Annotated in this window: 7 protein-coding genes; all 7 read right to left on the bottom strand. The window is 42.1% G+C overall.

The features are described from left to right. Positions 1-71 precede the first annotated feature (71 nt). The 7 genes from QWY86_RS15670 to QWY86_RS15640 all read right to left on the bottom strand — a co-directional run bounded on the left by QWY86_RS15670 (position 72) and on the right by QWY86_RS15640 (position 12,934). Positions 72-2,534 (bottom strand): TraG family conjugative transposon ATPase, encoded by a 2,463-nt coding sequence (locus QWY86_RS15670; RefSeq protein ID WP_290243365.1) that lies wholly within the window; start codon positions 2,532-2,534, stop codon positions 72-74. Beyond that, on the bottom strand, positions 2,521-2,856 hold the full coding sequence (locus QWY86_RS15665; protein WP_290243363.1) for a DUF4133 domain-containing protein: 336 nt from the start codon (positions 2,854-2,856) through the stop codon (positions 2,521-2,523). The genes QWY86_RS15670 and QWY86_RS15665 overlap by 14 nt, the downstream gene beginning before the upstream one ends. A 17-nt stretch (positions 2,857-2,873) precedes the next feature. After that, positions 2,874-3,149: a DUF4134 domain-containing protein gene (locus QWY86_RS15660; RefSeq protein ID WP_435406639.1), complete on the bottom strand. Its 276-nt coding sequence runs from the start codon at positions 3,147-3,149 to the stop codon at positions 2,874-2,876. Positions 3,150-3,281: 132 nt separating this feature from the next. Next, positions 3,282-3,824, bottom strand: a complete 543-nt coding sequence (locus QWY86_RS15655; RefSeq protein ID WP_290243359.1) for a hypothetical protein — start codon at positions 3,822-3,824, stop codon at positions 3,282-3,284. Between the two features lie 1,980 nt (positions 3,825-5,804). Continuing rightward, positions 5,805-6,341, bottom strand: a complete 537-nt coding sequence (locus tag QWY86_RS15650; protein ID WP_290243357.1) for a tetratricopeptide repeat protein — start codon at positions 6,339-6,341, stop codon at positions 5,805-5,807. Between the two features lie 2 nt (positions 6,342-6,343). Then, positions 6,344-9,631, bottom strand: a complete 3,288-nt coding sequence (locus QWY86_RS15645; protein WP_290243356.1) for a DUF6443 domain-containing protein — start codon at positions 9,629-9,631, stop codon at positions 6,344-6,346. Between the two features lie 6 nt (positions 9,632-9,637). Next, positions 9,638-12,934 carry an RHS repeat domain-containing protein gene (locus QWY86_RS15640; protein WP_290243355.1) on the bottom strand — a complete coding sequence of 1,099 codons (3,297 nt, stop codon included), beginning with the start codon at positions 12,932-12,934 and terminating at the stop codon, positions 9,638-9,640. Between the last annotated feature and the right edge of the window lie 43 nt (positions 12,935-12,977).

Raw genomic sequence — 12,977 nt, 5'->3', positions numbered from 1 at the left:
CCGGAAGCTTAGCTTTTAGCCAAGGTCCAAATCCTTCCATATCCAATAAAGAATTAATTTTAGATTGGGTGTTACCCGGGCTTTGCCCTGATCTCAGCAGCCAACGCCGCAATCCCCCGTTGCATCGAGCCGTACCTGCCCGCATATTCGCTCACCCGAAGCTTTTCCCGCTCTTCAGTGGTATAGCACAGATACTCTTCCAGAGAAACCTCGGTCCGGTACACCTTACTCATCTGCCCGCCGATAGAAATGAATACCTCCTTATACTTCCTCTTTGCGTCGTTTGCTTTGTTTAAGGACAACACCTGCGCCTTTTCCTTATCGGTTAGTCCCAAAAGTTCCTGTATCTGATCGAACTTGTTCTGGTATTTGCTCTGGTCGAGCAGAATCTTACAGTCCGAGTTATTGATAATTGCCTGCTTGACAATGGGAGAAGAAATAATGTCCTCCACTTCCTGGGTCACCACTATCGCCTCCCCAAAATGCTTTCTAACCGTTTTAAATAAGTATTTCAGCTGCTCAGCCATTCCTTCTTTGGCAATGGCCTTCCAGGCCTCCTCGCACAAAAACACCTTACGAACCCCTTTGAGCTTTCTCATCTTGGAGATGAACACTTCCATAATGATAAGGGTCACCACTGGAAAAAGAATCGGGTGGTCCTTTATATTGTCCAGCTCAAAAACAATAAAGGGCTGAGCTAAAAGGTCCAGATTCTCCCTCGCATTCAGCAGGTAATCAAACTCCCCGCCACGGTAAAAGGGCGAAAGCACATAAATGAAATTCCCGATATCAAAATCAGAAGCCTTGACCCGTCTCCGCTCCAGCTCCGCCCCATAACCAGACTGCAAATACTCATAAAAAGAATTAAAGCACGGAAAGATATCATGCCTGGTTCCCAGATACTCAAAATATAAGCTCAGCGCACCCGAAAGCGCCACATATTCCGAACGAGTAAAAGTCTCATCATCCTTTTTCCAAAGTGCAAGCAAAAGCGTCTTAATGGATTCCTTCTTCTCAGTATCCATCACCTCCCCCTCACCGAGATAAAACGGATTAAAAGCAATAGGCGAAGATTCAGAATAGGTAAAGTAATACCCACCCATCAGCTCACAAAGCCCCGAGTAACTATGTCCCACATCCACAATCACCACATGCGCCCCCTGCTCGGCATAACTCCGCATCAGATGATTGGTCAAAAAAGACTTTCCGGAACCCGAAGGTCCTAGGATAAACTTGTTGCGATTGGTCGCTATCCCAAGGCTAATCGGTTCATCCGAGATGTCCACATGTACCGGACGGCCGGAAAGCCTGTCCCCAAGACGCACTCCAAAGGGCGAAACCGACGAGCGGTAATTACTCTCCAGGTTAAAAAAACAACTCGCCTGTTCTAAAAAGGTGTCAAAGGTATCGTTCATCGCAAAATCCGCCTCATTGCCCGGCAGCCCGGCAAACCAGACCTGCGCCTTCCCGTCGCTCTCCAGTTTCGCTACCGCATCCATCTGCGCCATAGCCGAAGAAACCATATTACCTGCTTCCTTCATCTCCCCCTCATCTTCGCTCCAACAAAGCACATTAAAATGTGATTTCACAGGCAATTTTCCACCAGCAATCGCCTCATTAAGAAAATCGTTTACCGCATCCCGGCTGATCGCATTCTCCCGGCTGTAAGCAGAAAGCGACTGCAAACGAAGTTTCTTCGCCTCGAGTCTTTTAAGCGTCAGCGAACTATCCCCCAGAAAGATGTACTGGTTATAGATATGATTACAGTTGAGCAGCTGCCCCAGGGGTGAAGCAAAACCCACCGAAAATTTGGTCCTGTCGGTAGAATACTTATCATAATTTATCCGCGAACCGACCATCGAAGGCAAATCTTCCGTGTTCGAGAGCGTAAACAGCCAGCAATGTTTCTCCCCCACCCTGATCTCGTCCCGAAGGTGGATATCACGGATAACCGAAGGCTCTCCTTCAGCCAAAAGGAAGCAGTATCTTTCCAGTACGCCCGGGAAATTGGCTGTACCCGCTAGCTCATTATCGCCCAGCCGCTGCAAGGAAACAAAACCCGAGTCCTGCATGATGCGAACAAACTGCCCGGCAGCATCTAAAAATTCATCCACCAAAACCTGATTTGTGGTCTGGGCGGGCGCGATGCTTTTGCGCAGCACATTACTTAACGCCGAACTCGACAATCTCCCACCAGCCTTTCTGGTCAGAAAAATGTAGCAGCTATGGTCCAAACATTCCCGTTCCTTAAAAAACCGCTCTGAAGACCTACCTAAAAAACTGTCTCCAGCCGAATCAAAATCAGCCTTAAACCTCCCCTTGACAAACCAGTCCTGCTTATGAAACATGCAAGTTTCAGGTAATAACTTAATCGCCTTCACCCAGCTCTGGTGATAGCTTTCATACTCCCTGTCCGAAAGGGTAAAAATCTCCGGCAAAGACACCTTAAAGCCAACCGTCACATCTCCCTGCCTGGATAAAATGCAATCCTTCTCAATTTTATAAATTGGCATTATCATCTTAGCTTCTACCATAGTCCCCTCCTTTCAAGCCAACAAACAACCTGCGCGAGGAAAACCTGATATAGCTTGGCACGCCCCGCCTCGCCATCCACTTTCCCAACCCGTACACCCCGAACCTTTTCGATAAACGGAACACCGCCATAAAAAGCCCCGCCCCCAGCAATAAAACTATTGGCAACAGCACATACAAAGGCGTTCTTAAAATATAGAGTGCCGCAAACCCCACTAGTAGAAACACCAGCCCGCCAGCCAATACCCCGATGTAAACGCCTTTAAGCCCCTTGAATTCAATCGGACGCGAAACCCCTTTATTCACCTGATATACACTAGCCATTACAAATCCTCCTAACCTTAAATCCCAAAAAACGACTTTAACACCGTCGCCACCACCACCAAAAATATGCAGGAACCAAACCAGGCCGCCGCCACCTTATTGGTGTCCGGCTCTCCCGCGTTCCACTTATTGAATACCTTAATGGCCCCGATAATCCCCACCACCGCACCAATGGCATACATCAAATCGCAGCCCGTATCAAAATAGCCTTTCACCTTATTGGTCGCCTCCTGGATCCCCGCATTGCCATCCTGAGCAAAGCAGTTCAGCCCCGCCGCAATCCAGACAATCATCAGCGCCAGAACAAACACACATCGCCACAACTCAATATTATACCGCTTTATACTTTGTCGCAGAGCCATAAAGCCCCGCTTCCCCCACATTAACCTTTTCATATCCATTACCTTAAAAAATCCAAAACCAGACTAATACCACAAATTCTCCAACTCCTCAGCAGTTAGGTGAAACGGTGCCTGCTCCACGATAAACCCCGTCAGTGCACCCACCGACGGATGCCCCGACAGCGGCCCGTAATCCTCTTTCACCCTGGCCAGCAGCCTAAAGAAATCTCTTTTATCACCTGCCTTTTTTTCCAGCTCCGAAAAGATACTTTTGAGCTCCTGCACCACATCAGCCACCAGCCCAATCTGATCATACCTTTCCTCACCCATAGCAGTAGAAAAACTAACCTGCGAAGAACTTTTGACCTCCACTCCATCGGGCATTCTCGAAACCCCCATCAGCGCCGCATCCACTTCCCTTTCGATTTCCCCATCCCGCCACTCTTCATCCTTAAATGAGTCCCTGTCATCAACGCTGACACCATCCACGCTGCTCCCACCAAAGACCCCGCCCAGAAAAGCCGAGACCTCCGGGCGGTAAAAAACCAGACCAACAAAAACATACCATACCACATTGAGCACAATCGAAGCGACGAGAAACGCTCCCCAGGAAAACTGCTGTAACATAAACCAGAAAATCAAACCCTCAGGCCCCATTGCCCTCAGAACGAAAGCAAAACTCGAAAACAAACGGTACCCAAACTGACAAGCACATAGGGTCAGCCCCTAAACTTGATTTCAAAAGGCTCCTACTGGCGATACCACCAACGTCGTAGGCGCTTTCGGTTTTTGAAAAATCCGCTATGTGATTGACGCTCGACAGATCTGCGAGCGCCGTAAAAAAAGAATACGAAATGCTAACGCTAGAACTGGGCGGGCAAAGAACTGCTGAATAGGCCCGGAATAAAAAGCAGAGCGAAACGCGTACAGAAAGAAAAAGAAGATAACTGATATCTGAAATTATCGCTTAAGTCAAAGCATCAGGTTAGATGACCTTTGAACCATGCATTCTGCGGTGAACAGTCCTTTTGGGATCAGGTTTTCACATTTATCATCTCTGCATGAAACACATTATGCAGTAAAGAGAAATGTGAAGATAATTTTTCGATTTACTTTTCTATATTTTTGGTTGCAAGGAAAATATATTTGGATAAAACGAACCTAATTGACCTCTTTTACCGAAAATATTTCTCTTGCAACAACATCTATATTAATGACTTTACGAATAATTAGAAACTGGTTCGGAGGGGGCAAATATGTTGGTTTCTCCAAGCCAGCATTTGAACGAAACTTAATGAGAAATTTTATTAAAGAGATAACATGGCTCAAAAAATAGTAACACATACTATTCAAATAGCGATCATTGGTTCGTGGAATAAACAACAGAAGCCTACCAGTTTTTAGCTAGTAGGCTTCTGTTTAAAACATTTCAATTGCATCTTATACTCAATTCGAGATACCTTTCGAAACATTTTGAATAGATGAACTATTTTTTGCGTTTATATGATAATAAAAGTAAGCCACGGCCAAGAAGACAAATACTAAATTTATTCGAATTGCACAATACGTTGATTCAGCAAAACGAACTGTATAGCCGAAATTCAAATTATCAAAATCAATTCCAATTTGGGTAAAAGCAGTATCATAATCCATTTGCCAAAAGGCTACAACTTCAGCTCCCTAATTGAATTTAAATTGAAATCCGTTAAAAACAAGAGCAATGATTTGGATTAACGCTATCCACATCATCGTCTTCAGTCCAATAAGACTTGGAGAACAAATGTTCCTCAAAATCTTTATGCCATTAACTATTGTAATCAACGCTATGCAAATGCAAACGATCATTGAGCACCACCCAAACAGGTTCACTATTACACCTTGCATAATTGCTGTAAAAATGTAAAGCAATGCTGTGAATCCCGTAACAATCATGTAAGCGGTACATGCGCCAAGAATTATAATATAGGTTCTCTTCATATCATTTGTTTACTTATTTAAGGTTTTTTAGAATCTCCTCTGGTTTAAGTGTTCCAACGGCTCACTTAAATCTTTTTTAAAGCCCAGGTCTCCAGACAGAGATCCAGCTACCCTACCCAATGATTGCCTCGATCTGCAATTATGCAGTTAATGCTATACATCTTCTAATCCCTAAAATACTAAAGCATGTACTCACTTTACATCTACAAATGTTATAAAATGAGAAATACTACTTCACCAAATCTCTATTTTATCGCCATTTTTCAGCTTTTCATTGCATCTTTGTTTCTTCATTTTTCAGACAAAGTCTTAGCTTCTATTTTAGATTTATTGACCGCTAAAAAGAGAACAATAAACCAGAAGGGATTACCGAGCCTTTATATTTTCTTTTCTGCTTAAATTACCAACAAAACCCTTATTCTTATACAAGAAATTTAAGTTGCCTTATTAAAAACTTAAACTAGTGAGGGAATACAAATCCTTACTAACAACTAGTTCGAGATGTGCTGAAAAGCTAACATCTCGAACAGCTATAATTAAGTTTTGACTAATTCAAATTAATAAAGCCCAACTTTTAGGGTTGGGCTTTGTGAAGTTTTATTTTAAGCACACGTGGAATTGAGGCAGAATTTAACCATCTAATTTTTTCAAATACTTTAGAACTAATTTTTTTGGATAGATACTTTTTCTCCCCCTTTTCCTATTGGATAAATGCTTAAGAAGAAACTCTTTTGCTAGCTCATCTTCACATATTGTATAGTAAGCTTTTCCTATCAAGAAATTTGCATCATTTTTAATTGACCGCATCCATCCTGTATCACTTTCTGTAAAGCCATATACCGTTAGGTCCTCATCCATATGCTGTATTAACATTAAAAACTCTATGGCTTTCTTTTCCTTTTTAAGCATTATCAATACACCTGCATAGTCCCATAGCACTAAGGGTGAGTTGGGATTTAATTTATAAGCCTTTTTTGCATAAGAAAGGGCTTGCTTATAATCTTTAAGTTCATAATAGCAGGAACTTAATCTGGAATATAGCCAAAATGAACCTTTTCTATCTTTTAGAATAATAGCTTTAAGCAACAATATAGCTTCGTTATAATTGCGATTTCTATATGCTAAATAAAATTCATCTAACAACTCATCACTATGTTCTGTTTTCATCTCTATTCTGTTTTTGGGCCAGTGCGCTTGTAATCAGGGTCATCTCTCTTTTTTTGATTATTTGATCGAGTATCTTTCTTCGTGCTTTTCGTATTGCTATATTTTTCATCAGCTTTTGCTTGCTCCCTATCCTTTCTCGCTCTAGCATCTTCGTGTTTATTCTTGTTCTTTTGCTGTTGATTAGAGGTATGTTCAGCATCTGCTCTTCTATTTTGCTTTTTTGAAGTTTCAGGAGTAGTTTGTTTTGCCTTAGCATCATCTTTCAATTTAGGAGGAATTGGTGGCGGAGGTAAAAAAGAACTTGGCGGTCTATCCGAACCTCGGCCCGCTTCTGTAGGTAAAAATACCAAAGCAACCGTCCCAGCGATCGCTGTTGCTGCACCAGTTCCAACTATTTCTATACCTTCTCCAATAGTTGCAAGTGCATTCCAAATAGCTCCACCGACCGTAGCTGCCCCTGCAGCTGATACAACCTCTTTAGGTTTTGGCTTTGGGCCTTCTTCCTGACCAAAATCGTCATTAAAATCCTCTCCAAACATTCCATCCGGATCTGTGTGACGAATAGGGTTGTTAAACGCATAAGCATATGGAGTTGTCTTTCGATCGAGTTCAGTCAACGGATCCACAACATTCCACCTACCAACTACCGGATCATAAAACCTAGCCCCATAATCATATTGCCCAAGCTCATCTTGTAATTCTTTCTTATTGTAAAGGTATTTATTATCATTGGAAGCTGCAAGCGTGCCTCTTCTTAAACCAAAAGCAAAATAATCGTCACGCTGCAATACCTCCAAGGATTGACTATTGGGGTTTTTATAAAATGTCGCCCTGGTATTACCCAAATGATCGGTTAAAGTGTACTCATAACTATAGACTCCGCTATTGTTTCTCGCAATTCCCACCTCTGTTTGAATAAAATCAATGGTTCCATTTGTTTTATATTGGATGCCATCAACATATTCTATATTTCCACCTGCAGAGGATTTTCTTAATTTGTTGCCCGCAGCGTCATATAAGTACGTTACATTCTGGCTTCCAGAAACTACACTTGGTAGATTCAAAAAATTATAGCTTAAAGTTATATTTTTCTGTGAATCAGATATCAGATTACCATTAGAATCATAACTATATGCAGAATTAACGAAGCCATTGATATTTTTCAATCTGTTGCCCTCATAATTAGAATAATGATTAGTGCCATATCCCTCCCGGGTTAAGCTCGTTATATTGCCCATAACATCATAGCTAATGCTCTCCCCAAGTCCGGAAGAGGATGCTGATGTCAGTCGGTTTAGCCTGTCATAACCATATGTAAAAGCGTTTAGTCCGGGATTGCTTCCAGCTCCCCAGTACTGGTTTGAGATATTGCCATTGTATTGGGGTACATTGCCATCCTGATAGTTTAGCTGTAAACTGAACTGGTTACTGGTACTGTTTTTTAACCAGCCTCTTTCATTGTAAGCAAAGCCAGTGTTTTGAAGAAAACTACTTCCATCTGTACTGTGAAGGCTTTTATTTTTAAGCTGACCGATTTCATTATATTCGGATTTGCTAATCACGACTTCACCTTGATTATTTATACTTTTCATTGAAGCAAGTTTTCTGCCGAGGTGGTCATATTCAAAGCGATCGGCAACAGTAGTGCTTAGACCGTTTGCAACATGTGTTCTGGTTGAAGCCGTTAATTCATCCGAAAAATTATAAGCATTATCTATTACATCTGTTCCTCCCAAGTGATTCTGAGATTTGCTTTGAACGAGCAGTCCTTCCTGATCATAATAGTTAACGGTGAGCAGCATTGATCCGGTACCCAAGGTCGTAATTTTTGTTGCAGTTGGAAGACTTTTAGTTCCTAAACCTGCTACCTGACTTCCGGTTGGACCGCCAAAACTATTCCCAGGAAAATTGTAGTCATCAAAATAATTAATGGAATGATAATAAGCGATAGATTGAGGAAAAGCATCATTAGTATATCCCTCACCTGCACTTGTTTTATCCTCCCATTTTTTCACATGGGCATTAACAGCAGCTTGTAAGCTGGCTCTACTAGTTCCATCACTATATAAACCGGTAATAATTACCCTGCCAACAGCATCGTACTTGCTGAATAACCACTGTTGATTTTGTCTCTGAACGGCATCCTGGGTTAATACTACCTGATCTAAAATATTGTAAACGCTGTATTCCCAGCCTTTTCCGGGTATTTTCTTTTCTGTTACCCTGTTTCGGCTATCATGATGATAAGCATAGATAAATTGATCAAAGGCAGCATCATTCTCCGTAAAAGAATTTAAGAAAGCTTGTCCATTTTCATTTACCGCAGGAGGCAATACATAAGTCAAGTTTCCAAAATCATCATAGATGTAATAGGTATTAAGCTGTTTTGAGGCTGTTTCCCAGAATCTCTTCAATACAATTTGTCCATCCAAATCTTTAAATTCCTCTTTTACACCAGCAAGACCATCATTTGGAGACCAGTTTTCATCTTTTGAAGTGGTTTTTGATAACCTCCCCGCATCATACCAGGAAGCAGAAGCACCATTGCCAGTTAAGGTCCATAATTTCACGTCACTTGCCCCGTTGGTGCCATATTCAGTTTTGATGGTATGTCCAGTGTTGCTACCAGCAATTGGCTGCCACGCATCTCCTGGAGCGCCCTGTTCGACCACACGATTAAGTGGGCTAGGTTCAAAAACGGTTAACGAAAATGGGCTTGCGGTATTTTTTATTCCAGATGGTGGGGCATTGTAAAAACCTGCCTGACCACCAGTCACCGCATCTGCCCTGTAAGCGCCATTATTGTTCCATACGGAATAGGGCTGATGTTTAACCTGTTCGCGTCCATACCCGTCATAAGCAACCGGTTGAACCAGATCGTGCCCGACATTACCACCATTCAAAGTTATTTTCTGCACCGGCCTTCCCAATCCGTCAATATATTCTATGCTTTGGTTTTCTTGGCAGACCGAGCGTCCTGATACATTTACCTGTGCATCTGTTGTGATGCCAGGTATCTTGAAAGTCCTAGAAAGGACATAATTTTGATTGGCACTCGGCAAAGAAGTCAATATAGCACAATTCTGAAAACTGGCACCGGTAAATATACGCAGGTTTGTCCCGGCGGGCGCATGAAAGCCATCAGTAAGCGTCACGCTGCCAGTCGCTTTAATTTCACTTTGGCCCGAATAACTCGATAGGGAAATATGCTGTTGTCCCTGAACTTTAATTGCTGACAGAGCTAATATTAATATTATTGTCTTAACTAAAGAATCTAAAAATTTTTTCATGAGGCCTTAATTTTTGTAGTGGTATTCGTTACTTTTTACAATATTTCCATTCTGGTCTTTGACATGTTTCAGCCTTCCAAAAGCATCGTATTCATAGCTACTTTTAAGACCTTTAGCATCGATTTGACTGGTCATACCCACCAGGGTATTATAAGTGAAACTCTCTACCTGAACATTGGGAAGATTTCGAAGCTGGTTCGTAAAAGACTCCACAGTCGCATCGGCAGGATTCCTTTCATTTCTGAAATTCTCAACTACCTGAGCACCACCCAAAGCGGCTTGTACAGAAGCGTAATCTGCATTGGTAATTTTAGCCAGAAGATGCTCCCCGCCGTAACCCCAGACATAACACATTGGAACGCCATTTTCCTGCTGAACAGAGACCACTGATCCATGGGTATCGTAATTCATAAACCTAATCCTTGCTTCTTCGGGATAGCCCTGTTTTTGAGTATAGACGACAGAGGGCGCAAACAAATCTGAAGACCAGTTGAAGTAATCTTTACGTTGTGCCATTAACTCGGTTCCATTCAGGTACTGCTTTTCACCGACAACATTTTTAACCATGTTTTTTGCTTGCATTAATGCGAAAGTCCCAGCGTTGGGCCCAGAAATTGCCCGGTCTTTTGTATACTCGCTTACGGTTTTACGTTCCTGGTTTTTGCTGTTGATATTTTTGGTTTCTTTCAGGTAATATTCCTGCTGGTCGTAAACATTATTAGTAACTGAAACCAAATCAGCTTGTCCAGGCTGGTATTCCGTCACCACGCTTTGGGTTAGCTCCGAGCGACCAGCGACAGGCGTAAAACTGCTCATCAAGTAATAATGAGGTTCACCATCAGGTGTAATGTGTGGATTGAAAGGGTCACCGGGCCACAGATATTTCACCGGCGCAATGCTGATGGAACGGAAATTTTCAACTCGGGTTGGAGAACTGCCATAACCATCATTTGGAAGGCTGTAAGTATTTTCAGTTTTCTTTAAAACCTGACCAGCAGCATTATAGATTTCTTCCTTTTTAAGCAGCCCATAAGCCCATGTTCCATATTGTGTGGGGATGGGCGGAAATACATCCTGAACGACAGGTGCATAATCCTGAAAACCTGTAAAATAACGGACGGTTTTACCAAGACTTACCCCATTTGCGGTTGATTTTTCTACAACCCTTTTGTAGGTAACTGGGCTTCCATTGGTGTACGCCATTTCATTCACAGTTGATGTGCTCCGGATAGCATAATTGTAATTGAAATTGCCATGGTAAGATGGTTCCTCATACAGTGTAGGATCCCTTTTATAATCATAATATACCAGATAGGTATACACCGGTTTAAAACCAAGTGCACCGGAAGAAGTTACCCCATCTTCATTTACATATTCATATTCGCGGGTTGTTGCAGGTTGACCACTGTTGTCCACAAAATCCTGGATTTTTTTTGTCCTTAAGCCGCCGACAAATGGCTGAACGTGTGAAAGCGTCACTGTAGAAGTGCTTCCATTATTAATTTCTCGTCTGTTTATCTGCACATATTCATAATAGCCTGACACATTTATCGTAAAGGCTTTTATATAATAAGTCTGTCCTTTTACTAGGCCTGATAGTGAAAACGATTTGGTAATTTGATAAGGGTCTGGAGAGGGATCAGTAAAGTTAATTTGCTGAGTTGTCTGCAACACATTCGAGCTGTTGTAGATTTCAAACCTAATGGCACAAGAACTAGAACAATTTCCGCCAAGCGGATTGATTGTTATATCAAATGTAGTTGAAGTGCTATTCTCTCCTTCAAATAGGAATGGAATATTTGCAGCTGGATAGTTATCACTGTTCAGGCTCTCGCTCATCATCTTATCCGTGTAAGGAGGGTTGGTCACCGTTACGGTTTCATTCTGTTCCAACCAATTATCTTTAGCGGTATTGGCTTCCATATCATATAGGGTATAACCACCAGTCGGATAGGTCATTTTCAGTAAAGAGCCAGCCTTAACCCTGTCGGAATGGGTATCGCGATTACCGCCGCCAAATTCCCGCCAAGGATTATATTGTCCACCGGGTGCTCTGAAGTATTCATGAGGAAGCAGGCCACCTGGATTGTAATTAAAGTATCCCCAATGATCTTGCTGGGCACTGTATTTAGCAGGCAAAGCGGGGTAGGTTACATATTCAAATGTATAAGGTTTATCGGGTGCTTCAGCTATTCCACCTATTGGGGTAACGCTTAAGAGTGTAGCCCTTCCAGAAAGCGAATAATCCTGGTTGAGCAGGTAACCATAGGTTGCGTTGCCCTTGGTCATTTTTATTTTCTGCAACATGTAATCCCCCAGTAAATCTTGACGTTGGATTGTGCTATAAAAAAAATCTACTACGTTGCCATCTGGAAAAGTAATTTTCTTAAGCCTCCTGCCGAAAACATCCATCGCAGATCCTCCGGAAAATTCTGCAGGAAAACCAAAACCATCACCGAATAGCGGCATTGCAATCGTAAATGCCCCAGCATACTCGTTTCTGAAATTGTTAGATTCGTACTCGAATTCGATGGTATCGTTATTTGTAGGATTATAGATTCTAGTTAAGTACCAGCTAGAAGTAAACCTGGCATTCCAGCCAGAACCATTCACACGCGAGGAAACTTCATAATCCTGAAAAACATATTTATATCCGTAATCATCTGTTATTATAAACTTTGATAACATGGGCTTACCATCTATGATATCGATGGATTTTTCAACTTTTATCTTGGTTTGTTCCAGAAACAAGATATCATCATTTTTACCCAGCAGAAACCGTCCGCTCTGTCCATTAAAGCTGTAATTGAAAATGTCATTCTGAGTATCTACAAGATTCGAATTCATTTTGGTAAAAAGCCTTTCATTATTTGGAACGCCTGGTGTATTCCCCTCATGCGCACCTGCTGGCATAGCTTTATACAAAAATCCATCCCCGGGTAGCTCATCATAGGTACCCCGGACTGTTCTTGAAATCACTCCTCCGGCATTCAAAGCCCAGCCGATGCCAATGTTGGAAGCCGTTTCATCCACTTTCACGCCACTATTATGATAGTTCAGGGAAATATTTAAGGTTTTACCGAAATTTTTTCCGTTCCAGGCATAAATGGGCACACTAATGTCGGGTACACCAGTCGACTGACCAACAGGGATATTCCCAAATTTATTAATCGCACTTGCATTAGGAGATGGGGGCATGACATTGTCAATTCCCGGAGTAAGCGTTTTGCTCTGGCTACTTGCATGAAAATTCGCAAGCAATAAAAGCCCCCAGGCAGAGAAAAAAATCTTTGTCTTTAACATAGAATAAACGTATTTAAATCAGATGTAATTCAGTATGGTTTGA

The sequence above is a fragment of the Pedobacter aquatilis genome (assembly GCF_030409415.1).
GTDB classification, from domain to species: Bacteria; Bacteroidota; Bacteroidia; order Sphingobacteriales; family Sphingobacteriaceae; genus Pedobacter; species Pedobacter aquatilis.
The sequence above is the reverse complement of the archived record's forward strand: the minus strand, read 5'-3'. Positions and strand labels throughout refer to the sequence as shown.

Coding starts and splice junctions, on each gene's coding strand:
- QWY86_RS15670 (WP_290243365.1), bottom strand. CDS start 2,534: ATGGTAGAAGCTAAGATGATAATGCCAATTTATAAAATTGAGAAGGAT.
- QWY86_RS15665 (WP_290243363.1), bottom strand. CDS start 2,856: ATGGCTAGTGTATATCAGGTGAATAAAGGGGTTTCGCGTCCGATTGAA.
- QWY86_RS15660 (WP_435406639.1), bottom strand. CDS start 3,149: ATGATTGTCTGGATTGCGGCGGGGCTGAACTGCTTTGCTCAGGATGGC.
- QWY86_RS15655 (WP_290243359.1), bottom strand. CDS start 3,824: ATGTTACAGCAGTTTTCCTGGGGAGCGTTTCTCGTCGCTTCGATTGTG.
- QWY86_RS15650 (WP_290243357.1), bottom strand. CDS start 6,341: ATGAAAACAGAACATAGTGATGAGTTGTTAGATGAATTTTATTTAGCA.
- QWY86_RS15645 (WP_290243356.1), bottom strand. CDS start 9,631: ATGAAAAAATTTTTAGATTCTTTAGTTAAGACAATAATATTAATATTA.
- QWY86_RS15640 (WP_290243355.1), bottom strand. CDS start 12,934: ATGTTAAAGACAAAGATTTTTTTCTCTGCCTGGGGGCTTTTATTGCTT.